The organism is Streptomyces sp. SID8374, from assembly GCF_009865135.1.
Lineage (GTDB): Bacteria > Actinomycetota > Actinomycetes > Streptomycetales > Streptomycetaceae > Streptomyces.
This window is the reverse complement of sequence record NZ_WWGH01000001.1, coordinates 3,719,944-3,743,176: the sequence shown is the minus strand read 5'-3', so window position 1 is coordinate 3,743,176 and position 23,233 is coordinate 3,719,944. Positions and strand designations below refer to the sequence as shown.

17 protein-coding genes and 1 riboswitch are annotated in these 23,233 nt (G+C 71.2%); of the genes, 9 read left to right on the top strand and 8 right to left on the bottom strand.

All coding sequences use genetic code 11. The features are described 5' to 3' along the window. The first annotated feature begins 38 nt into the window (after positions 1 to 38). Positions 39 to 172: riboswitch (TPP riboswitch) on the top strand. Continuing rightward, positions 165 to 1,967 carry a phosphomethylpyrimidine synthase ThiC gene (thiC, locus tag GTY67_RS16380; protein ID WP_161279181.1) on the top strand — a complete coding sequence of 601 codons (1,803 nt, stop codon included), beginning with the start codon at positions 165 to 167 and terminating at the stop codon, positions 1,965 to 1,967. (Overlaps the previous riboswitch by 8 nt.) Before the next feature lie 304 nt (positions 1,968 to 2,271). Beyond that, positions 2,272 to 2,628 (top strand): DUF805 domain-containing protein, encoded by a 357-nt coding sequence (locus GTY67_RS16375; RefSeq protein ID WP_093686834.1) that lies wholly within the window; start codon positions 2,272 to 2,274, stop codon positions 2,626 to 2,628. An 88-nt stretch (positions 2,629 to 2,716) separates the two neighbouring features. On the opposite strand, the gene GTY67_RS16370 is transcribed toward GTY67_RS16375, so the two are convergent. The 3 genes from GTY67_RS16370 to GTY67_RS16360 all read right to left on the bottom strand — a co-directional run bounded on the left by GTY67_RS16370 (position 2,717) and on the right by GTY67_RS16360 (position 6,173). Further along, on the bottom strand, positions 2,717 to 3,538 hold the full coding sequence (locus GTY67_RS16370; protein ID WP_093686835.1) for a hypothetical protein: 822 nt from the start codon (positions 3,536 to 3,538) through the stop codon (positions 2,717 to 2,719). A gap of 181 nt (positions 3,539 to 3,719) precedes the next feature. Then, positions 3,720 to 4,886, bottom strand: coding sequence for a metallophosphoesterase (locus tag GTY67_RS16365; RefSeq protein WP_161279180.1), 1,167 nt, complete (start codon positions 4,884 to 4,886; stop codon positions 3,720 to 3,722). Between the two features lie 174 nt (positions 4,887 to 5,060). Further along, the gene (locus GTY67_RS16360) at positions 5,061 to 6,173 is read right to left on the bottom strand and encodes a LacI family DNA-binding transcriptional regulator (RefSeq protein WP_093686837.1); all 1,113 of its coding nucleotides are present in this window, start codon (positions 6,171 to 6,173) and stop codon (positions 5,061 to 5,063) included. Positions 6,174 to 6,566: 393 nt separating this feature from the next. Here GTY67_RS16360 and hisC point away from each other — a divergent pair, with 393 nt between their 5' ends. The 5 genes from hisC (at position 6,567) to GTY67_RS16335 (ending at position 16,021) form a co-directional block, all read left to right on the top strand. Beyond that, on the top strand, positions 6,567 to 7,646 hold the full coding sequence (gene hisC / locus GTY67_RS16355; RefSeq protein WP_161279179.1) for a histidinol-phosphate transaminase: 1,080 nt from the start codon (positions 6,567 to 6,569) through the stop codon (positions 7,644 to 7,646). A 300-nt stretch (positions 7,647 to 7,946) separates the two neighbouring features. Beyond that, positions 7,947 to 9,458, top strand: coding sequence for a cytochrome ubiquinol oxidase subunit I (locus tag GTY67_RS16350; protein ID WP_161279178.1), 1,512 nt, complete (start codon positions 7,947 to 7,949; stop codon positions 9,456 to 9,458). Between the two features lie 18 nt (positions 9,459 to 9,476). After that, complete coding sequence (gene cydB, locus GTY67_RS16345) at positions 9,477 to 10,478, top strand: cytochrome d ubiquinol oxidase subunit II (protein ID WP_093686840.1); 1,002 nt, start codon at positions 9,477 to 9,479, stop codon at positions 10,476 to 10,478. A gap of 78 nt (positions 10,479 to 10,556) precedes the next feature. Beyond that, positions 10,557 to 14,246, top strand: coding sequence for a thiol reductant ABC exporter subunit CydD (gene cydD / locus GTY67_RS16340; protein ID WP_161279177.1), 3,690 nt, complete (start codon positions 10,557 to 10,559; stop codon positions 14,244 to 14,246). Between the two features lie 68 nt (positions 14,247 to 14,314). Continuing rightward, positions 14,315 to 16,021, top strand: a complete 1,707-nt coding sequence (locus tag GTY67_RS16335) for a GAF domain-containing protein (RefSeq protein ID WP_161279176.1) — start codon at positions 14,315 to 14,317, stop codon at positions 16,019 to 16,021. A gap of 19 nt (positions 16,022 to 16,040) precedes the next feature. Here the strand turns inward: GTY67_RS16335 and GTY67_RS16330 are convergent, their stop codons facing one another. Then, positions 16,041 to 16,886 (bottom strand): Cof-type HAD-IIB family hydrolase, encoded by an 846-nt coding sequence (locus tag GTY67_RS16330; RefSeq protein WP_161279175.1) that lies wholly within the window; start codon positions 16,884 to 16,886, stop codon positions 16,041 to 16,043. Between the two features lie 155 nt (positions 16,887 to 17,041). Between GTY67_RS16330 and GTY67_RS16325 the strand changes: the two genes are divergently transcribed. After that, entirely contained in the window at positions 17,042 to 17,914 is an 873-nt protein-coding gene (locus tag GTY67_RS16325) for a DUF72 domain-containing protein (RefSeq protein ID WP_161279174.1), read from the top strand. A 10-nt stretch (positions 17,915 to 17,924) separates the two neighbouring features. Then, entirely contained in the window at positions 17,925 to 18,821 is an 897-nt protein-coding gene (locus GTY67_RS16320) for an LLM class flavin-dependent oxidoreductase (RefSeq protein WP_161279173.1), read from the top strand. A gap of 12 nt (positions 18,822 to 18,833) precedes the next feature. Here GTY67_RS16320 and GTY67_RS16315 read toward each other — a convergent pair whose 3' ends face one another. The 4 genes from GTY67_RS16315 to GTY67_RS16300 form a co-directional block, all read right to left on the bottom strand. Next, on the bottom strand, positions 18,834 to 19,376 hold the full coding sequence (locus GTY67_RS16315; RefSeq protein ID WP_093686845.1) for an RNA 2'-phosphotransferase: 543 nt from the start codon (positions 19,374 to 19,376) through the stop codon (positions 18,834 to 18,836). Positions 19,377 to 19,524: 148 nt separating this feature from the next. Then, the gene (locus GTY67_RS16310; RefSeq protein ID WP_161279172.1) at positions 19,525 to 20,454 is read right to left on the bottom strand and encodes a MerR family transcriptional regulator; all 930 of its coding nucleotides are present in this window, start codon (positions 20,452 to 20,454) and stop codon (positions 19,525 to 19,527) included. Further along, on the bottom strand, positions 20,451 to 22,223 hold the full coding sequence (locus GTY67_RS16305) for an SDR family oxidoreductase (RefSeq protein ID WP_161279171.1): 1,773 nt from the start codon (positions 22,221 to 22,223) through the stop codon (positions 20,451 to 20,453). The genes GTY67_RS16310 and GTY67_RS16305 overlap by 4 nt, the downstream gene beginning before the upstream one ends. Then, positions 22,220 to 23,119, bottom strand: a complete 900-nt coding sequence (locus GTY67_RS16300) for a M24 family metallopeptidase (protein WP_237502632.1) — start codon at positions 23,117 to 23,119, stop codon at positions 22,220 to 22,222. Before GTY67_RS16300 ends, GTY67_RS16305 begins: the two co-directional genes overlap by 4 nt. Positions 23,120 to 23,233 lie beyond the last annotated feature (114 nt).

Here is a 23,233-nt window from a genome sequence, read left to right as displayed (position 1 = left end):
TGGTCAGCTCGCCGGAAAGGACGCTAGCGTGGAGGCACCTTTGCACACGCGGGAGCTCGGAGCACCGGGCTGAGAGGGCGCTGACCGCCGTACATCCGTACGGGACACGCTGCGCCGACCGCCGAACCTGTTACCGGGTAATGCCGGCGTAGGGAGTAGGTCTCATGACCACAGCGGACGCACGCACGCCTGCCTCGAAACAGAACGACGGAACGCCGGACGGCGCTTCGGACGGCGAGGCCGGGAAGTCCATCGGCTGGCACAAGGGGTACGTCCAGGGCTCGCGCCCTGACCTCCGGGTGCCGGTCCGACAGGTGCACCTCACCAACGGCAAGGACGTGACGCTGTACGACACGTCGGGGCCGTACACCGATCCCGCCATCGACACCGATGTCCGCCGGGGCCTCGCGCCCCTGCGGGAGAACTGGATCATCGCCCGCGGCGACACCGAGCAGTACGCGGGCCGCCCGGTCCGCCCCGAGGACGACGGGCTCAAGCACACCTCGCCGCGCGGCGGGCTGCGCAACCTCGACGCCGTCTTCCCGGGCCGCCCGCGCCAGCCGCGCCGCAGCCGCGACGGACGGCCCGTCACCCAGCTCGCGTACGCCCGTCGGGGGGAGATCACCCCGGAGATGGAGTACGTCGCGATCCGGGAGAACGTCGAGGCCGAAGTCGTACGCGAGGAGATCGCGGCGGGCCGGGCGGTGCTGCCGGCCAACGTCAACCACCCCGAGATCGAGCCGATGATCATCGGCAAGCGGTTCCTGGTGAAGGTCAACGCCAACATCGGCAACTCGGCGGTCACCTCCTCCATCGAGGAGGAGGTCGACAAGATGACCTGGGCGACCAAGTGGGGCGCCGACACGGTCATGGACCTGTCCACCGGCCGCAACATCCACACCACCCGCGAGTGGGTGCTGCGCAACTCCCCCGTGCCGATCGGAACGGTGCCGCTCTACCAGGCGTTGGAGAAGGTGGACGGCCGGGCCGAGGAGCTGACCTGGGAGATCTACAAGGACACCGTCATCGAACAGGCCGAGCAGGGCGTGGACTACATGACGGTGCATGCCGGAGTGCGCCTGCCGTACGTCCCGCTGACGGCCCGTCGTAAGACCGGGATCGTCTCGCGCGGCGGGTCGATCATGGCGGCCTGGTGCCTGGCGCACCACAAGGAGTCTTTCCTCTACGAGCACTTCGAGGAGCTCTGCGAGATCCTCGCGACGTACGACGTCACCTACTCCCTCGGTGACGGGCTGCGCCCCGGTTCGATCGCGGACGCCAACGACGAGGCGCAGTTCGCCGAGTTGCGGACGCTGGGCGAGCTGAACACGATCGCCAAGCGGTTCGGCGTCCAGACGATGATCGAGGGCCCCGGGCACGTCCCGATGCACAAGATCAAGGAGAACATCGACCTTCAGCAGGAGATCTGCGAGGAGGCGCCGTTCTACACGCTCGGCCCGCTGACCACGGATGTGGCGCCCGCCTACGACCACATCACCTCGGGCATCGGCGCCGCGATGATCGCCTGGTGGGGCACGGCGATGCTCTGCTACGTCACGCCCAAGGAGCACCTGGGGCTGCCCAACCGGGACGACGTGAAGACCGGGGTCATCACCTACAAGATCGCCGCCCACGCGGCCGACCTCGCCAAGGGGCACCCGGGCGCGCAGGAGTGGGACGACGCGCTCTCCGACGCGCGGTTCGAGTTCCGCTGGGAGGACCAGTTCAACCTGGCCCTCGACCCGGATACGGCCCGGGAGTTCCACGACGAGACACTGCCCGCCGAACCGGCGAAGACGGCGCACTTCTGCTCCATGTGCGGGCCGAAGTTCTGCTCGATGAAGATCTCCCAGGACATCCGCCGTCAGCACGGCGGTTCGCAGGAGGAGATCGAGGAGGGCATGGCCGAGAAGTCGAAGGAGTTCGCGGCGGCCGGCAACCGGGTCTACCTGCCGATCGCCGAGTAGACGGCCCTTCACACCCGCCCCCGGCATCCGATCGCGGTGCCGGGGGCGGCGTCCGTACGGGCCGGTGGCCGGTGACGTCACGCCAGAGATCGCCCCCTATGGGCGGATTGCTGGCTTGATCATCATCTGGCGTGATAGCGGATCTTGTTAAGCGACAGTATGGACACAGTCGTGTGGCAGGTGGATGTACGTTTCGCAGCTAGGTCAACTGGGCTTGACCCGTTCCTTATCTGTGGCTTACTTTCCGGCTTGCTTGGCTGAAATTTGGCGGCCCTCGTACGAGGGCCTCGGGGAGGGAAACACCATGGACTGGTACCTGGCAGTACTCAAGAACTACGCAGGCTTCAGCGGTCGCGCGCGCCGCAAGGAGTTCTGGATGTTCACGCTGATCAGCTTTGTGATCAGCCTGGTCCTGTCGATCATCGCCAGCCTGATCGGCACGGAGATCCTGTCCTACATCTACTCCCTCGCGATCCTCATCCCGTCGCTCGCGGTCGCCGTGCGCCGTCTGCACGACACCGGCCGTACCGGCTGGTGGCTGCTGATCGCGCTGGTTCCGCTGGTCGGTTTCATCGTTCTGATCGTCTTCTTCGCCTCCGAGGGCAAGCAGGAGCCGAACCAGTACGGCACCAACCCGAAGCTCGCCCCGCAGGTGGGCTGATCCACCGCTCCGGCAGGGCCGGAGCATCGCACAGGCCGGGCGCGGCACTCGCCGCCCCGGCCTGTGGCGTTTGCGGAAACGGCGGGCCCTACTCCGGCCGGTGGTCCGGGCCGCCGAAGTCCGGGCTGGTGAAGTCGGGGCTCGTGAACGTCGGCCGGGGTCCGGCCGACGGGCCGTCCTCCGGGCCGGAGAAGTCCGGCCTGCTGTAGCCGATCTTCGGGATGCGGTTGGGCGAGCGGTGCGGGGTCCGCGCGGCGGGGCCCGCGGTCGGGTCGGCCAGGGCGTCCCGCAGGAACGGCAGGATGCCGCGCTCCAGCAGGGCGTGGCGCCAGGCCTCCCGGGCCCGGGCGACCTCCTCCGGCAGCTCGTCCTCCTCGTCCTCGGCGGCCCGCGAGGTGGAGCCGTTGCGCAGGGCGGTGACCAGCAGCCCCACGGCGGCGACCAGGATCGCCGCGGCGGCGACGGCCGCGAAGAACCACCCGGCCGCGACCATGGTGGAGCCGAAGGCGACCGACGGGCTGACCGCCTTCAGCAGATACCCGACGAGCAGGAAGATGACGGCGGCGGTGCCCGCGAGCAGTGGTGTGAGGACCGTGAGGACCGCTCCTATGCCGGCGCCCGGCCCGGCCGCGCCGGGGCCTTCCGCGTACCGCTCGCCCTCCGGGAGGGTGGCGCTCGCCGCGCGCAGCTCGGCCCGGGCCTTCACGTAGTGCTCGTACTCGGTGGCGGCGGCCGCGGTTATCAGCGCTGTGGCGTTGAGCGCCATCGTGCGCAGCTGCTCGGTGTTGAGCCGGTCGCCGACGCCCTCCAGGTCCGGGCGTTCATGGGCGTGACGCAGTGCGTCGCCGAGGATCCGCGCGTACTCGGGACCGTCCTCTGCCTGCAGGTGCGGAGCGCTTGTCATCTGCATCCCCCGATGCTCCGTCGGGCCCGGCAGCCCGCGTTGACCGGGCGATCGGGCGGAAACGGAGGAGAGCCTGCCACTGATGAGCCGATGGTAGAGCGCTCACGGCGCGTGGTGACAGGGTGTTTCCGGAAATAGGCCCGATGATCGGCGCGGTCCGATCCAGAAGCGTCTTCCCCGTCAGGGCTCAGTCATGCAGGGGGAGTTGGACGACCAGTAGCTTTCCGGCCATGGTCACTCCGCCGTCCATGGCGATGGCGAGCCCGTCCGCGTACACGTGCGGACCGTTCACCACCGGCCCCGAACCGTCCTCGCCGTCCTCCGTGCCGACCTCGCCGAGGAGGTACGGAATGGGGCTGTGACCATGGACGACGCGCTGTCCGCCGTACGTCGTCAGCAGCTCGCGCACCGCTTCGGCGCCGCCCTCGTCGCGGAAGGCGAACCGCTTGGTGAGCTTGCGGAAGAGGTCCCAGCACTCGTCGGCGTCGTTGCGGGTGAGGATGGCGGTGATCGTGTCGTTGACGTCCTCGATGGTGGAGCCGTAGTCGAGGTAGGCCGTCGTGTCGGAGTGCATCAGCAGATGCCCGTCCTCCTCGACGACCGCGTCGAGTCGGGACATCCACTGGAGGTGGACGTCCTGGAGGCGGTCCATGTCGTTCTTCTGGCCGCCGTTGAGCAGCCAGGCGGCCTGGAAGGTGGCGGTGCCGGCCCCGGAGTTGACGGGGGTGTCGGAGAACCGCTTGGCGCCGATGAGCAGCAGCTCGTGATTGCCCATCAGGGCCTTGCAGTAGCCGCCCGCCGCCGCCGCCTCCGCCGAGAGCCGCATGACGAGGTCGATGACCCCGATGCCGTCGGGGCCGCGGTCGGTGAAGTCGCCGAGGAACCAGAGCCGGGCGTTGCCCGCGGCCCAGTTGCCGTCGGCGTCGATGAGGCCCTGGGCGGCGAGGGCGGCCAGCAACTCGTCGAGATATCCGTGGACATCGCCGACGACGAAGAGGGGGCCGCGCCCTTCCCCGTTGACGGGCCGTGGTTCGGGGACGGTCTCCATCTTGACGGTGTCGCCGCGGTTGATGACGGGGAGGTCGCGCTCGGTGGGAGTGTACCCCTCCGGGGGCTCGTCGCCGACAGCCGCGTTGCCGGGGTGCGGCGGCAGGTGGGGCGGCGCGGGGGCGTGCGGGGGCACGGAGGCGTGCGGCACGGGCGCCGACGGCTCCGGCGCGTGCGGGGGCAGTGACGGGTGCGGCGCCGCTCCGGGCGCCTGCGGTGGTACGGGCGTCCGTGCGTACGGCGGAACTCTGAAGTCACGCAACGTCGCCGTCCGCACCACGGGTTCCTGACCGGCCCCCTGAGTCATCGACCCCTCCACCACCGTCGCGCCGCCGTACACCTGACGGGCCTTGCCTGGTAGAGGTGGTCCGCGGTGTCGTGCGCCCATCATAGGAATGCGGATCGATCTGTGTGACGCACCAGGGGTGGTGAATCCGGGCGCACGTACGGTTCACCGGCCGATTGGTCCGAAAAGAGCCGATCAGTCCCTGCTGGGGGAGCGTGGCGCGCTGACCGTGGTGCGCGGCGGACGGCGTTGCGAGGAGGTCCGGATGATGAGCTCCGTCGGTATCACCTGCTCCACCGGCCCGTCGTGTTCGACGCCTTCGATGGCGTCGATGAGGAGCTGGACGACGGCGGTGCCGATGCGGCGGGGCTTCAGCGAGAGCGTCGTGATGGGCGGTTCGGTGGCCGCGTACACGGTGGACTCGCTACAGCAGACCAGCAGCAGGTCCTCGGGGACCCGCAGGCCGTAGCGGCGGGCGGCCGCGAGGAGATCGGTCCCGTTGGGGTCGAAGAGCCCGTAGACCGCGTCGGGGCGGTCCGGGCGGGCGAGCAGCCGATCGGCGGCGACCGCGCCCGCGCAGGGGTCGTGCGCCGGGTAGGACTCGTAGACGGGATCCTGGCCGACCCGCTCGCACCAGTGCAGGTAGGCGGTGGTGGAGAGCCGGGTGTACGTGTCGGTGGTGGTGCCGGTCAGCAGGCCGATACGGCGGGCCCCGGCGGCGGCGAGGTGGTCGAGGAGGTCGAGTACGGCGGCCCGGTGGTCGTTGTCGACCCAGGCGGTGACGGGGAGCGTCCCGGCGGGGCGGCCGTCCGAGACGACGGGCAGCCCTTGGCGGACGAGTTCGGTGACGACCGGGTCCTGGTCGGAGGGGTCGATGACGACGGTGCCGTCGAGTGCGACGTTCGACCAGACGTCGTGCCGGGAGGTGGCGGGGAGGATGACCAGGGCGTAGCCCCGGGCGAGCGCCGCCGAGGTCGCGGCTCTCGCCATCTCCGCGAAGTACGCGAATTCGGTGAAGGTGAAAGGTTCATCCCCGTACGTGGTCACGGTCAGGCCGATCAGCCCCGACTTGCCCGTACGGAGGGTTCGGGCCGCTGCGGAGGGGCGGTAGCCCAAGCGCTCTGCGACCTCGCGGACATGGCTGCGGGTGGCGTCCGGGAGCCTGCCCTTGCCGTTGAGCGCGTCGGAGACGGTCGTGATCGAGACTCCGGCCGCGGCGGCCACGTCGCGGATCCCCGCCCGTCCTGGCCGGCCGCTGCGCCGGGGGGTCTCCGTCCGGCTCACCTGGTGCTTCCCTGCTGCTGTCATGGCGAGCCGATAGTAGGGCTCGGAGGGGCGGTCGGTCCGGTCGCATATGCACCCATTGACAGGCACGTTTCTGCATGATCATCAACGGTCAAATGCCTTGCAATGAAAGGACGTTGGAGGTCACGGCATTGGTGTGTCAGGTGTTGGCGGTCGACGGCCTGCTGAATGGTCGATGTCTCGAAGAGGTCTCAACTCACCACTTCGGGGGACGCGCGCCACGGCGTGAGACACGGGCGCGCGCCGGAACCGGAAACGCTCCCCCCTGGAAAGCCTCCCGAGGGCGGGCCATTCCCGGCACTGCGGGAGATTCCGCTCCAGGCCCATTCGCAGCGGCGCCCAATCCTCATATGGTGAGCAGTATTGATGTGTACGGACGGTCGAGGAGGACCTGCGGTGAGCGAGACGAGCCCCAAGCTGCGCGCCGAGCTGGACGGCGTTCCCGCCTATGTGCCGGGCAAGCCGGCGGCGGCCGGCGGACCGGTCGCGTACAAGCTGTCCTCCAACGAGAACCCCTACCCGCCGCTGCCGGGGGTCCTGGAGTCGGCGCTCGCCGCCGCGGGCAGCTTCAACCGCTACCCGGACATGGCGTGCACCGGGCTGATGAACGAGCTGTCCGACCGTTTCGGGGTGCCGCTCCCGCACCTCGCAACCGGCACCGGATCGGTCGGCGTGGCCCAGCAGCTGCTCCAGGCCACCTCGGGCCCGGGCGACGAGGTCATCTACGCCTGGCGGTCCTTCGAGGCCTACCCGATCATCACGCAGGTGAGCGGCGCGACCTCGGTGAAGGTCCCGCTGACCAGCGGTGAGGTGCACGACCTCGACGCGATGGCCGAGGCGATCACCGACCGGACCCGGCTGATCTTCGTCTGCAACCCGAACAACCCCACCGGGACCGTGGTGCGCCGGGCCGAGCTGGAACGGTTCCTGGACCGGGTGCCCGGCGATGTGCTGGTGGTCCTCGACGAGGCGTACAAGGAGTTCATCCGCGACGCCGAGGTGCCCGACGGCATCGAGATCTACCGGGACCGGCCCAATGTGGCGGTGCTGCGGACCTTCTCGAAGGCGTACGGCCTCGCGGGGCTGCGGGTCGGGTTCGCCGTGGCCCATGAGCCGGTGGCCGCCGCGCTGCGGAAGACCGCCGTCCCCTTCGGCGTCAGCCAGCTCGCCCAGGACGCGGCGGTCGCCTCGCTGCGCGCCGAGGACGAGCTGCTCGGCCGGGTCGGTTCGCTGGTCGCCGAGCGGAGCCGGGTGGCCGGGGAGCTGGTGCGCCAGGGCTGGACCGTGCCGGAGTCGCAGGCCAACTTCGTCTGGCTGCGCCTGGGCGAGCGGACCCTCGACTTCGCCGCCGCCTGTGAGCGGGCCGGTGTGGTGGTACGCCCGTTCAAGGGAGAGGGCGTACGGGTCACCATCGGCGAGAGCGAGGGCAACGACCTCTTCCTGAAGGCGGCGGAGGCGTTCCGCGCGGAGCTGTAGCGCCCCGGCGCACCCTGCGGCGCCTGTACGGCCGGTGGCCCCGGACCTCGATCGACGAGGTCCGGGGCCTTCCGCATGCGCCAGGGGCCTTTCGCGTACGTCGCCGGGGGCGCCCCGGACCGAAAAGGGGTACCCCCGGCGAACGGCCCGAAAGTGTGTGCGCCATAATTGCTTGTGAATGTGAACGCGTTCACAAGCGTGCCCCCATTCCTCCCACGATGAGTGGGATCAAAGGGGCAGAGTGCCCGGTGTGGCCACGGAGACGTGGTGTCACCACGGCGACGTAAGGAGAAAGACGACGTGGACCTCGCTCTGGCGCCGGAGACCCTGGCGCGCTGGCAGTTCGGCATCACCACCGTCTACCACTTCCTCTTCGTTCCGCTGACGATCTCGCTCGCCGCGCTCACCGCCGGCCTGCAGACCGCCTGGGTGCGGACGGACAACGAGAAGTACCTCAGGGCGACCAAGTTCTGGGGCAAGCTGTTCCTGATCAACATCGCCATGGGCGTCGTCACGGGCATCGTCCAGGAGTTCCAGTTCGGCATGAACTGGTCCGACTACTCGCGCTTCGTCGGCGACATCTTCGGCGCCCCGCTCGCCTTCGAGGCGCTGATCGCCTTCTTCTTCGAGTCCACCTTCATCGGACTGTGGATCTTCGGCTGGGACCGGCTGCCGAAGAAGATCCACCTCGCCTGCATGTGGATGGTCTCGCTCGGCACGATCCTCTCCGCCTACTTCATCCTGGCGGCCAACTCCTGGATGCAGCACCCGGTCGGCTACCGCATCAACGAGGAGCGCGGCCGCGCCGAGCTCACCGACTTCTGGAAGGTCCTCACCCAGGACACCGCGGTGACGCAGTTCTTCCACACCATCACGGCGGCCTTCCTGGTCGGCGGGGCCTTCATGGTCGGCATCGCCGCCTTCCACCTCGCGCGCAAGAAGCACATCCCGGTGATGCGGAGCTCGCTGCGGCTGGGCCTGGTCACGGTGGTGATCGCCGGAATGCTCACCGCCGTCAGCGGCGACTCCCTGGCCAAGGTCATGTTCCGGCAGCAGCCGATGAAGATGGCCGCCGCCGAGGCGCTCTGGGACGGCCAGGAACGCGCCCCCTTCTCGATCTTCGCGTACGGGGACGTCAGCGAGGGCCACAACTCCGTCGAGATCTCGCTCCCCGGGGTGCTCTCCTTCCTCGCCGACAACGACCCGAACTCCTACGTCCCGGGCATCAACGACATCAACAAGGCCCAGGAGGAGAAGTACGGCCCCGGCGACTACCGGCCCAACATCCCGGTCGCGTTCTGGAGCTTCCGCTGGATGATCGGGTTCGGGATGGCCTCCTTCGGCCTCGGCCTGCTGGGGCTCTGGCTGACCCGGCGGAAGTTCCTGCTGCCACCGGCGATGCGGACCGGCGAGGACGAGGTCCCGAACCTGGTCCTCTTCCGGAACAAGGCGCTCAGCCCGAAGTTCACCAAGCTCTACTGGCTCACCGCGCTCTGGACCCTGCTCTTCCCGCTCATCGCCAACTCCTGGGGCTGGATCTTCACCGAGATGGGCCGCCAGCCGTGGGTGGTCTACGGGGTCCTCCAGACCCGCGACGGGGTCTCCCCCGGTGTGTCGCAGGGCGAGATCCTCACCTCGATGATCCTCTTCACCCTCGTCTACGCCGTGCTGGCGGTCATCGAGGTCAAGCTCCTCGTGAAGTACATCAAGGCCGGGCCGCCGGAGCTCACCGAGTCCGACCTCAACCCGCCCACCCGGATCAACGGCCACGACGACGAAGACGCCGACCGGCCCATGGCCTTCTCGTACTGAGAGCACAGGAGCTGAGAGATGGAACTCCACGACGTCTGGTTCGTGCTCATCGCCGTCCTCTGGATCGGCTACTTCTTCCTGGAGGGATTCGACTTCGGCATCGGGGTCCTCACCAAGCTGCTCGCCCGCGACCGCAAGGAGCGGCGGGTCCTCATCAACACGATCGGGCCCGTCTGGGACGGCAACGAGGTCTGGCTGCTCACCGCGGGCGGCGCGACCTTCGCGGCCTTCCCCGAGTGGTACGCCACCCTGTTCTCCGGCTTCTACCTGCCGCTGCTGATCATCCTGCTCTGCCTGATCGTGCGCGGGGTGGCCTTCGAGTACCGGGCCAAGCGGACCGGGGAGCGGTGGCAGACCAACTGGGAGAACGCGATCTTCTGGACCTCGCTGATCCCCGCCGTGCTGTGGGGTGTGGCGTTCGGGAACATCGTGCGCGGAGTGAAGATCGACGCCGACATGGAGTACGTCGGCAACTTCTTCGACCTCCTGAACCCGTACGCGATCCTCGGCGGGCTCGTCACGCTCTTCCTCTTCACCTTCCACGGTGCGGTGTTCGCGGCGCTCAAGACGGCCGGGGACATCCGGGTCCGGGCGCGGTCGCTGGCGCTGAAGCTGGGCCTGGCCACGGCGGTGCTCGCGCTGGGCTTCCTGCTCTGGACCCAGGCCGACAGCGGCGACCGCTGGAGCCTGGTGGCGCTGATCGTGGCGGTGGTGGCCCTGGTGGCGGCGATCGGCGCCATCGCCAAGGGGCGCGAGGGCTGGTCGTTCGCGTTCTCGGGGCTGACGATCGTGGCGGCGGTGGGGATGCTGTTCCTGACGCTCTTCCCGAACGTCATGCCGTCCTCGCTGAACGATGCGTGGAACCTCACGGTCACCAACGCCTCGTCCACGCCGTACACGCTGAAGATCATGACCTGGTGCGCCGGCATCGCCACACCGATGGTGCTGCTGTACCAGAGCTGGACGTACTGGGTGTTCCGCAAGCGGATCGGCACCCAGCACATCGCGGACGCGCACTGAGCCGCACCGGCCCCGCCGGGCCGTGTTTCACGTGAAACACGGCCCGGCTCGCTCCGACCCTGCTGGGGGATGTTTCACGTGAAACCGATCGACCCGCGTCTGGTGCGCTACGCACAGGCCACCCGCTTCTTCCTGGCGGCCGTGGTGGCCCTCGGTCTGGTCGGCGCCGCGCTGGTGATCGCCCAGGCGATGCTGATCGCCGAGATCGTGGTGGGCGGGTTCGAGGACGGGCTCACGGTCACCGAACTCCGTACCCCGCTGCTCCTGCTCGCGGCGGTTGCCGTGGGCCGCGCCCTGGTCGCCTGGCTCACCGAGTTGGCGGCCCACCGGGCGAGCGCGGCGGTCAAGTCCGAGCTGCGCGGCCGGCTCCTGGAGCGGGCCGCGCAGCTGGGCCCCGGCTGGCTGAGCGGACAGCGCACCGGCTCCCTGGTGGCGCTGGCGACCCGTGGGGTCGACGCACTCGACGACTACTTCGCGCGCTATCTGCCGCAGCTCGGGCTCGCGGTGGTCGTGCCGGTGGCGGTGCTGGCCCGGATCGTCACCGAAGACTGGGTCTCGGCGGCGATCATCGTGGTCACGCTGCCGCTCATCCCCCTCTTCATGATCCTGATCGGCTGGGCCACCCAGTCCCGGATGGACCGGCAGTGGCAGCTGCTCTCCCGGCTCTCCGGCCACTTCCTGGACATCGTCGCCGGTCTCCCGACGCTCAAGGTCTTCGGCCGCGCCAAGGCCCAGGCCGAGTCGATCCGCACCATCACCTCGCAGTACCGCCGGGCCACCGTGCGCACCCTGCGGATCGCCTTCCTCTCCTCGTTCGCCCTGGAGCTGCTGGCCACCCTGTCGGTCGCGCTCGTCGCCGTCACCATCGGCATGCGGCTCGTGCACGGGGAACTCGACCTCTACACCGGCCTGGTGGTCCTGATCCTGGCCCCGGAGGCGTATCTGCCGATCCGCCAGGTCGGAGCGCAGTACCACGCGGCGGCGGAGGGCCTCTCGGCCGCCGAGGAGATCTTCGCGGTCCTGAAGACCGAGCCCCGGGCGGCGGGCACCGAGGACGTCCCGGACTCGACGCGCCTGGAGCTGGAGCGCGTGACCGTACGCCACGAGGGCCGCACCGAACCCTCGCTGGACGCCGTCTCACTCACCGTCGAACCGGGGGAGACGGTCGCCCTGGTCGGCCCGAGCGGCGTCGGCAAGTCCACCCTGCTGAACGTGGTCCTCGGGTTCGCCGTACCCGCCGAGGGACACGTCCGGGTCGGCGGCCGGGACCTCGGGGAGCTGGACCTGGAGCGCTGGCGGAGCCGGATCGCCTGGGTCCCGCAGCGCCCGCACCTCTTCGCGGGCACGATCGCGGAGAACGTCCGCCTCGCCCGGCCCGACGCCGACGACGAGGCGGTGGTGGCGGCGCTGCGCGACGCGGGGGCGTACGACTTCGTCGCCGAGCTGCCCGATGGCGAGCGGACCCTGCTCGGCGAGGACGGCGCCGGGCTCTCCGCCGGTCAGCGCCAACGCCTCGCCCTCGCCCGCGCGTTCCTGGCCGACCGGCCGCTGCTGCTCCTGGACGAGCCGACCGCGAGCCTGGACGGGGAGACGGAGGCGGGGATCGTCGATGCCGTACGGAGGCTGGCGGCGGGCCGGACCGTGCTGCTGGTCGTCCACCGCCCGGCCCTGCTGGCGGTGGCGGACCGGGTGGTGACGCTGGAGCCGCGGTCGGCGGAGGCCCAGGGGCCGGCCGCGGTGGTCGCCGCGCCCGGACTGCCCGTGCCGCAGCCCCTCGCGGGCGGTGAGCCGCTGGACGCGCGGCGCCCCGGGGATGTGCTGGAGGCGGCGGACCTGCTGGAGCCTGGGGACGTACGGGTGAGCGGGGCCCTGCTGGAGTCGGGGGGCGTGCGGGATGGCGGGGCCCTGCTGGAGTCCGGGGACGCACGGGAGGTCGGGACCCTGCTGGAGTCTGCGGATCCGCGTAAGGCCGGGGGCGGTCCGGTCCCCGAAGCCGCACTGCTGCGGGAGACCGACGCCCGCCCCGGGCGGGTCCTCGCCCGGGTCCGGGAGGCGGCGGGCGCGCAGCGTGGACAGCTCGCCCTGGGGCTGCTGCTGGGCAGCCTCGCCGTGGGGTCGGCCGTGGGGCTCATGGCCGTCTCCGGCTGGCTGATCTCCCGCGCCTCCGAACAGCCGCCGGTGCTCTACCTGATGATGGCCGTCACCGCGACGCGCGCCTTCGGCATCGGCCGAGCGGTCTTCCGGTACGCGGAGCGCCTGGTCTCCCACGACGCCGTGCTCAAGCTGCTCGCCGAACTCCGGGTCGCGGTCTACCGGGGCCTCGAACGCGTCGCGCCCGCCGGGCTGCGCACGGTGCGGCGGGGCGACCTGCTCTCCCGGCTCGTCGCCGACGTGGACGCGCTCCAGGACTACTGGCTGCGCTGGCTGCTGCCCGCCGGGACGGCGCTGACGGTCTCCGTGGCCGCTGCCGGGTTCACCGGCTGGCTGCTGCCGGAGGCGGGCGTGATCCTGGCGGTCGGGCTGCTGGTCGCCGGGGTCGGCGTGCCGCTGGTCAGCGGGACCGTCGCCCGCCGCACGGAACGTCAACTGGCGCCCGCGCGCGCCGCCCTGGCCACCCGGGTCACCGATCTCCTCGGCGGCACGGCCGAGCTGACCGTCGCCGGGGCGCTCCCGGCCCGGCAGGCCCAGATGCGGGCGGCCGACGGCCTGCTGACCCGGATCGCCTCCCGCGCGGCCACCGCGACGGCCCTGGGCGGCGGGCTCTCCGCCCTGGTCTGCGGGCTGACCGTGGTGGCCGCCGCACTCGTCGCCGTGCCCGCCGTGAACGACGGCCGGCTGGCCGGGGTCGCGCTCGCGGTGGTGGTCCTCACCCCGCTCGCCGCCTTCGAGGCCGTCGCCGGACTGCCGCTCGCGGTGCAGTACCGCCAGCGGGTGCTGCGGAGCGCGGAGCGGGTGTACGAGGTACTCGACGCCCCCGTCCCCGTACGGGAGCCCGCGAGCCCGGCCGATGCGCCCGCCTCGCCGTTCCCGCTGGATGTGCGGGGGCTGTCGGCCCGCTACCCGGGGGCGCACCACGACGCCCTGGAGTCGGTGGACCTGACGCTGGTGCCCGGCCGCCGCATCGCGGTCGTCGGCCCCTCCGGCTCCGGCAAGACGACGCTCGCGCAGGTCCTCCTCCGCTTCCTGGACGCCTCCTCGGGGACGTACAGCCTCGGCGGTGTGCAGGCGGCGGACCTGGACGGCGACACCGTACGGCGCTCCGTCGGCCTGTGCGCCCAGGACGCCCACGTCTTCGACAGCTCCATCCGCGAGAACCTGCGCCTCGCCCGTACCGGCGCCACCGACGCCGAGCTGGCCGACGCGCTCTCCCGGGCCCGGCTGCTGGAGTGGGTCCGCTCCCTGCCCGAGGGACTCGACACCCTGGTCGGCGAGCACGGCGCCCGGCTCTCCGGCGGGCAGCGCCAGCGCCTCGCCCTCGCCCGGGCGTTGCTGGCGGACTTCCCGGTCCTCGTCCTGGACGAGCCGGCGGAGCACCTCGACCTGGCGACCGCCGACGCGCTCACCGCCGACCTGCTGGCCGCCACCGAGGGGCGCACGACCGTCCTGATCACCCACCGGCTGGCCGGGGTCGAAGCGGTCGACGAGGTGCTGGTGCTGGACGCGGGCCGGGTGGCGCAGCGCGGACCGTACGCCGAGCTCGCCGCCGAGGAGGGGCCGCTGCGCCGGATGCTGGAGCGGGAGAAGGAGACGGTGGCGGCGGGGGCGTGAGCCCCGTGGATGCCCCGGAGGGAGAAACCCGACTTTCCTCCCTTATCGCCACTAACTAGGCTCAGGTCATGGCAGAGCCGGACCCGCAGGACTCACTCGATGCCGCTACCCGGGCCACCCGCAGCCTCCAGGGCCTCTCCACCGAGCTCACCGCCCGGGTCCCGCAGCTCCTGGAAGCGATGCGTTCGGTCGGTACGGGGCTGGAGCTGCACTCCACCCTCGACCGCATCTGCGCGACCGCCGCCGAGCTCGCCCACGCCCGGTACGCCGCCATCGGTGTCGTCGACGAGACGGGCGACGGGCTCTCCGACTTCGTCACCCACGGCGTCCCGGAGGAGGTCGCCCGGGCGATCGGGCGCAGGCCCGACGGACACCGGGGCCTGCTGGGCGCGCTGATCCACGAGCCCGACCCCGTACGGCTGAGCGATCTGACCGACGATCCGCGGTACGCCGGGTTCCCGCCGGGCCACCCCCGGATGCGGACCTTCCTCGGTGTGCCGATCCGGGTCCAGGGGGAGGTCTTCGGCAACCTCTACCTGACCGAGAAGCAGGACGGCGGCGAGTTCAGCGACTACGACCTGCACATGGTGCGGGTGCTCGCCACCGAGGCCGGGATCGCCATCGGCAACGCCCGGCTGTACGAGGCGGCGCGCCAGCGGGAGCGCTGGATCGACGGTTCGGTGGCGGTGACCACCGCCCTCCTCTCGGGCGGGGACGCCGACGACGCGCTCTCCGTCGTCGCCGAGCAGGCCCGCCACCTCGCCGATTCGGCCGCCGGGGTCGTGCTGCTGCCCACGGAGGACGGCGGTCTGGAGATCGTCGCGGTCTCCGCCGACGACCCCTCGGACTCGCTCGGGGTGATCATCCCGGCCCGCTCCACGGTGGTGGCGAAGCTGCTGGCGGGCGAGGCGGTCTTCATCGACGACTCGGCCACCGACAGCCGGATGGTCACCAGGCTGGCCGGCCGGTTCGGGCCCAGCATGCTGCTGCCGCTACAGAGCGGCGGGCGGGTGCTCGGCGCCCTGGCGACGCCCCGGGCGCGGCGCGCGCGCCCGTTCAGCCGGACCGAGCGGACGCTCGCCACCCAGTTCGCCTCGCAGGCCGCGCTCGCGCTGATGATGGCCGAGGCGCAGCGCGACCGGGAGCGGCTCGCGGTCTACGAGGACCGGGACCGGATCGCCCGCGACCTCCACGACCTCGTCATCCAGCGGCTGTTCGCCACCGGGATGATGCTGGAGAGCGCCCAGCGCAGGTCGGTGGTGCCCGAGGTACGGACCGGGGTGGGCCGGGCGGTCGACGAGCTGGACGTGACCATCCAGGAGATCCGTACGGCCATCTTCGCGCTCCAGCAGGAGCCGGCCGAGGCCCCCTCGGGTCTCCGCACCCGCGTCCTGCGGGAGATCAACATGGCGGCGGTCCCGCTCGGCTTCAAGCCCTCGCACCGCTTCCTGGGCGCCGTCGACGCGCTCGTCGGCGAGCTGACCGGCAAGAACCTCGTCGCCGCGCTGCGCGAGGCCCTGTCCAACGCCTTCCGGCACGCCGGAGCCTCGGTGATCGACGTGGTCGTCGACGCCACGGCGACCCTGCCGGACGGGCGGGGTGCGGTGCGGCTCTCGGTGGCCGACGACGGGGTGGGCATCCCGGAGGGCGGCCGCCGCAGCGGACTGCGCAATCTGGCGCGCCGGGCCGAGTCGCTGGGCGGGGCGAGCTGGTTCGGCCCGGGCATCGGGGAGGACGGCGGCGGTACGACGGTGGTGTGGGAGGCGCCGCTGTGAGCCGATGAGCTGACGGCCGTCAGCGGGTGGCGAGGATCCGTTCGATGACCACGGCCACGCCGTCCTCCTCGTTGGTGAGGGTCTGCCCCGAGGCGGCGGCCAGGGCTGCGGGGTGGGCGTTGCCCATCGCGTACGAGACACCGGCCCAGCCGAGCATCTCGACGTCGTTGGGCATGTCCCCGAAGGCAACCACCTCGGCGGCGGAGATGCCGCGCTCGTCGCAACAGGCGGCGAGCGTACTGGCCTTGGAGACGCCCAGCCCGCTGACCTCCAGGAGCGCGGAGGGGCTGGAGCGGGTGATGGAGGCCCGCTCCCCGGCCGCCGTACGGGCCAGGGCGAGGAAGGCGTCCGGGGGCATCTCGGTGTGGTGGGCGAGGAGTTTGAGTACGGGGGCGCCGTCGCCCGGCACGTCCTCGTGCAGCAGCTTCTCCGCGATGGCGACCGTGGCGCCCGGGTCCAGGTGGAAGGGCGGGTAGGACGGCTCGTAGTTGATGCCGGTGGTCATCTCGACGGCGAAGGACGTGCCGGGGGCGACATCGCGCAGGGTCCGCACGACGTGCAGGGCCGCCTCGCGCTCCAGCGCCCGTACGGTGAGCAGCTCGCGGTCCGCCCGCAGATCGGTGACCACGGCACCGTTCGCGCAGATCGCCAGCCCGTGGCCCTGCACATGGTCGCTGACGACGCCCATCCAGCGGGCCGGCCTGCCGGTGACGAAGAAGACCTCGATCCCGGCCTCCTCGGCCGCTGCGAGCGCGGCGACGGTGCGTGCGGAGAGCGTCTTGTCGTCGCGCAGCAGGGTGCCGTCGAGGTCGGTCGCGATCAGCCGGGTCACGGCAGGCAGAGGCGCATCGGTAGCTGAGGTCACCCCGCCATTCTCGCCCACCGGGGTGCACGTGCGTGCGGAGGGGCGCACATTTGAGTGGGCGCGCCCCTGAGCTGCGGAACATTCCTCCGGCATATGCCAAGAGGTTTCGGGCGGAGCCGGTGAATCCGCCGACGGCTCGGGGGAAGGCGGCCGGGATGGGAGAGATCCGGGTCGGAACGTGCTCATGGACGGACAAGGCGCTGGTGGCCGGCGGCTGGTATCCGCGTGGCCGGCGCGACGCGGAGGGCAGGCTGCGGTACTACGCCGAGCAGTTCCCGGTGGCCGAGGTGGACTCCACCTATTACGGACTGCCCAGCACCCGCAACAGCCTGCTGTGGGCCGAGCGCACCCCCGAGGGCTTCCGGTTCGACGTGAAGGCGTTCTCCCTGCTCACCGGGCACCCGACCCGACCGGAAGCGCTCCCCGCCGACCTGCGCCCGGCCCTTGTGCGGCAGCGGGGGCGGGACGGCGTCGATCCCGGGCTCCTCGACGAGGTCTGGCAGCGCTACAGCGCGGCCCTCGAACCGCTGAGGACATCCGGACGGCTGGGGACGCTGGTGTTCCAGTTCCCGCACCGGCTCGCGCCGGGGAGGCCCGCGGTGGAGTTCCTGCGCCGGTGCCGTGAGCGCGCTGCGGGCTGGCCGGTGGCGGTGGAGTTCCGGCACCCCGGCTGGTGGCGCGAGGAGCACCTCGACGCGACAGCCGCCCTGCTGACGGAGCTGGACGCGACCGCCGTGGCCGTCGACATGGTGCAGACGCTGCCCACATCCGTACCGCCGGTCGTACGGGTCACCACCCCGGCCCTCGCCCTGGTGCGGTTCCACGGCCGCAACACTGCCTGGGGGACCGGCACCAAGGAAGAGAGGTTCCGGCACACCTATACACCGGACGAACTCTGCGAGTGGGCCCCGCGCATCCGTGAGACGGCTCAGCAGGCGCGCGAGGTCCACGTCCTGTTCAACAACTGCTGCGGCGACGCCGCGGTCCGTGCCGCGGAGTCGATGCGCCGCCTGCTCGGCCTCTCGTAGGGTCGCCCTCATGCGACTGAGCACTGTGATTCTGCCGATCGACCGCTGGCACGAAGGCGGCCGGGACAAGTGGACCCGAGCCGAGGAACTGGGCTTCCACACCGCCTACACCTACGACCACCTGTCCTGGCGGAGCTTCCGCGACCGTACGTGGTTCGGCGCGCTCCCCACCCTCACCGCCGCCGCGACCGCCACGAGCCGGCTGCGCCTGGGGACGCTGGTCACCTCGCCGAACTTCCGCCACCCCGTGACCCTGGCCAAGGAGCTGATCTCCCTGGACGACATCTCCGGCGGCCGGATCACCCTCGGCATCGGCGCCGGGGGCAGCGGGTTCGACGCCACCGTGCTGGGCCAGGAGGCCTGGACCCCACGGGAGCGCGCCGACCGCTTCGGCGAGTTCGTGCCGCTCCTGGACCGTCTGCTCACCGAGGACGCGGTGACCCATGAGGGGACGCACTACTCCGCCGTGGAGGCCCGCAACATCCCGGGCTGCGTCCAACGGCCCCGGCTGCCCTTCGCGGTCGCCGCGACCGGCCCGCGCGGTCTGCGGCTCGCCGCCCGGTACGGGCAGGCGTGGGTGACCACCGGCGACCCGAAGCTGTACGAGACCGGCACCCCCGAGCAGTCGGTGGAGGCCCTGCGGGAGCAGGGCAAGAGGCTCACCGCCGCCTGCGAGGAGGCCGGCCGGGACGCTTCGGAGCTGGACCGGATCCTGCTCACCGGCTTCACCCCCGACCGCAACGCCCCGCTGGAGTCGGTGGACGCCTTCGTCGACTTCGCGGGCCGCCACGCCGAGCTCGGGTTCACCGAGATCGCCATCCATGCCCCCATCCCGGACTCCGACTTCGACATCGATCCGGCTGTCTACGAGCGCATCGCGACGGAGGCGCCCGCCCAGCTGGGCTGACGGCCAGGGGGCTCACTCCCGGAGCAGCAGAAACTCCGGCGGTACGGCGTCGGCGAGCCAGACCCCGTTGGCGCTGACCCGGAACACATGGCCGGCGCGGTGCATGGCGCCCGCGTCCACGGTGAGCACCAGGGGGCGGCCGCGCCGGGCGCCGACCCGGGTGGCCGTCTCGCGGTCGGGGGAGAGGTGGACGTGGTGGCGGGCCATGGGGCGCAGGCCCTCGGCCCGGATCGCGTCCAGCACCCGGGCGACCGTGCCGTGGTAGAGGTACGCCGGCGGCTCCGCGGGCGGCAGGTCCAGGTCCACGGTGACGGTGTGGCCCTGGTTGGCCCGGATGCGGTCGCCGTCCACCGTGAAGCGGCGCTTGTCGTTGGCGGCGACGACATGGTCCAGCTCGGCGCGGGTGAAGGCGAACCCGTGCCGGGCCGCCGCGCTCAGCAGCGTCTCGACGCCCACCCAGCCGTTGTCGTCGAGGGTGATGCCGATGTCCTCCGGCTGGTGCCGGAGGTGTTTCGAGAGGTACTTGGACACCTTGACGGTGCGACGTTCGTCCATCCCGCCAGAGTGCCCGTGAGCAGATCACCGGTGCATCCGGATTTCCTACAGGCTTCTTTTCGGCTTTTCCCGTGCCGATGTTTGATCCACAGCCAACTTGACTTATCCACAGGCTATTTGGCGACTCTGTGGACAACAGGCAGGCTATTTAACCCTTTTCGTCAACTTTGTTGGTTTCTGCGTGAGATGAGGCCAGGGCGTCCAACGTGCGGGCCTGCACCTCACGTTCGGTGGCCGCCGCTACGAAGGCGGCGACCTGGTCCGCGCCAACCAGCGCCTCCACTGCCTGCGTTGTCCGGACCGGGAGCAGCACCGGGCGGGTCTCGCTTCCCTCGATGGCGCTCTCCTGGGCGCCGAGGTGGTGGTGCAGATGGCGGGTGGCGAACATCCGCATCGCGCGCGCCAGTTCGGCATCCACCGTCTGCTGGGCGAGCGGCCGCAGCCGGCGCACCATCGACGCCGCCTCGGCCGCGTCGGAGTCGGTGGGCGGCCGGTGGCCCAGATAGCGCGCGAAGACGTGCTCGGTGGTGAACTCCAGGAAACGGGAGGCTATGTGTTCGACCTGGCCGCGAAGTTCCTTGAGGTGGGAGGAGATCGCGAGCAGCGGGACTCCCGCGGCGTGCAACTCCACGGCCACCGCCAGCTCTTGCGGGCTCGGTACGAGGAACTCGTCGGCCTTGCCCGGGACGCGCTCCAACACCCCGAGCTCCACCGCCTCCGCGATCGCCTCGTCGTCCTGCGAGCCGCCGAACTTCGTGTCCAGCTCCTCGCGGGTGATCCGGTCGGCCTCCTCGTCGGTCCAGGGCCCGTGCACCTCGGCGACCAGGCCCAGCACCCCGCCCAGCCCCCGCCCCGCGTCCCACGCCTCCAGCAGCTCCTTGATGCTGGCCAGGGTGTAGCCGCGCTCCAGCAGGTCCGCGATCTGAAGGAGCCGGGCCAGATGCGCCTCCCCGTACACATTGGCCCGCCCGCGCCGCTCGGGCGTCGGCAGCAGCCCCCGGTCCTGGTACGCCCTGATCGTGCGCACCGTCGCCCCGCTGGCGTGGGCCAGGTCCTCGATCCGGTACTCGGCGCTCACAGCGGCGGCTTCACTCGGGCGAGCCGTCGCAGCACCCCGGGGCTGACCCGCGAGAGCAGCCGGGCGCCGCGCGCCTCCGGGGTCACCGGCACCACGGCCCGGTTGCGCACGACCGCGTCCAGGATCGCGTCGGCCACCTTCTCCGGCGGGTAGTTGCGGCGGCCGTAGAGCCGGGTGGTCCGCTTCCGCAGCCGCTGCTCCTCCTCCGTGTCCGTCCCGGCGAAGCGGGTGGTGGCGGTGATGTTGGTGTTGACGATGCCGGGGCATATGGCGCTCACCCCGATCGACTTCTCCGCCAGCTCGGCCCGCAGGCACTCGCTGAGCATCAGCACGGCCGCCTTCGACGTGCTGTACGCGGGCAGGGCCCGGGAGGGCTGAAAGGCCGCAGCCGATGCGGTGTTGACGATGTGGCCGCCCTGACCCCGGTCGGCCATCTGCTTGCCGAAGATCCGGCAGCCGTGGATGACACCCCAGAGATTGACGTCGAGGACCCTCTTCCACTCCTCGCTCGTGGTCTCCAGGAAGGAGCCGGAGAGTCCGATCCCGGCGTTGTTGACCAGGACGTCGACGGTGCCGTACTCGGCGGCCACCTTCTCGGCGAGCTTCTCCATCGCCGCCTCGTCGCTCACGTCGGCCGCCTCGCCCCAGGCCGCCGGAGCCCCCACCAGCCGGGCCAGCTCCGCCGTCCTGGCAGCCCCCTCCGCATCCCGATCCACGGCCACCACCCGGGCGCCCGCCTCCGCGAACGCGAAGGCCGTGGCCCGGCCGATCCCGGAGGCGGCTCCCGTCACCAGCACCAGCTGGCCGCCGAACCGCTCCGCGTACGGGCCCTTCGCCGCGGGCTGCTGGGCCGTGGGCCCCTCCTGACCGCCCGCCTCGTTGGCGGCGGCGAACTCGCCGATCCACGCGGCCAGCTGGTCGGGCCGGGTGCGCGGCACCCAGTGCTTGGCCGGCAGCGACCGGCGTACCAGACGGGGGACCCACTGCTCCAGGTCGTCGTAGAGCCGCTCGGAGAGGAAGGAGTCACCGGTCGGCGTGATGAGCTGGACCGGTGCGTGGGCGTAGGCGTCGGTGCGCGGCCTGCCCAGCCGGGCCCGGACGTTGTCCCGGTAGAGCCAGGCCCCGTGCGCCGCGTCGTCGGGCAGGGACGCGGTCGGGTAGTCGCCCGCGGGCACCTTCTCCAGCCGCTGGAGGATGCCCGGCCACCGCTTGCCGAGGGGGCCGCGCCAGGCCAGCTCCGGCAGCACCGGCGTATGGAGCATGTACACGTACCAGGACTTGGCGCCCTGGCCCAGGAGTTGGCCGACCCGGCGCGGGGTGGGCCGGGCCATCCGCTGCTTGATCCAGTGCCCGAAGTGGTCCAGGGACGGGCCGGACATCGAGGTGAAGGAGGCGATCCTGCCCTCGGTCCGCCCGACCGTGACGAACTCCCAGGACTGCACGGACCCCCAGTCGTGCCCCACCACATGGACCGGCCGGTCCGGGCTGACCGCGTCGATCACCGCCAGGAAGTCGTCGGTCAGCTTCTCCAGGGTGAAGCCCCCGCGCAGCGGCTTGGGGGCCGTGGAACGGCCGTGGCCCCGTACGTCGTACAGCACGACGTGCCACTCCTCGGCCAGCCGCACGGCGACCTCGGACCAGACCTCCTTGCTGTCCGGATACCCGTGGACCAGCACCACCGTCGGCCGGTCCCCGTCCCCCAGCTCGGCGACGCACAGCTCCACGCCACCCGTACGCACCGTGCGCTCGCGCGCTCCTGGCAGATTCACGCCGCCACCTTCTCCTCGGCCCAGCGCCGCACATGCGGCAGATCGTCGTCCAGCCAGAAGGCGCTCTGCTCGGGGTCCTTGGAGTCGGTGACGACCAGGATCTCCTCGAACTTCGCGCCCGTACCCCGGAATCCGAGGTGGGGTTCGACCGCCCACAGACCGGGCTGCGGGGGATGGTCGGAGAAGCGGTACGGGCTCCACAGCGGTGACCAGCCGTCCCGGTGGCCGTGCACCGCATCGCTCAGCAGGCCCTTGAGGGACTGCGTGCCGAACCCGAACACGCTCGGGGACCAACGCCGTTCGGCGACGCGGTCCACCTTGTGGGCGATCACGCCGAAGGGGTAGGCCCGGTGCCTGTTCGCGTATCCCTGGGCGGTCATGAGGCGTTCGACGTCCTCGTAGATCTCGCGCAGTGAACGGCGCTCGCGCACCTCCCGCAGGATCAGCTCGCGGTGCGCCTCCAGATCGGCCAGAAGCTTGTCGTGGAGCGGATTGAGGCCGAGGCAGCCCGAGTAGCCGATGTCGGCGGTGAAGCCCTTGTACACCGGGGCCATGTCGAGGATGAACGGCATGCCCGGCTCCAGCTTCCGGTCGGTGGGGAAGAACTGGAGCGGCACCTTGAACCCGGCGAACGCCGTCCGGTCCCCGAACCAGGCGAAGGGCAGGTGGAACCAGTCCCGCACGCCCCGCTCCCGCAGCCACACCCGCTGCATCCGGGCCGCCTCCCGCTCGGTCACCCCGGATCTGAGCTGACCGGCGACGGCTTCGGCGCAGGCGTAGGCGAGGCGCTGCACCTCTCTGAACCCCCGCAGCTCAGGTGAGTTGAACCCCCGCAGCTCCTGCGCCCTGAACTCCCGCCGCTCCGGGGCGTTTCCGTCCTGCACTGCCGAGACCATGCCACCGTCCGTTCCCTGCCGTGTGCGGTACGTGCCCGTAACGTGACACTGATGAATGTGACAATGTCCAGCGGCTACGTCAAGGGGTGTGCACGGCCTGTGGAAAACTCCGGG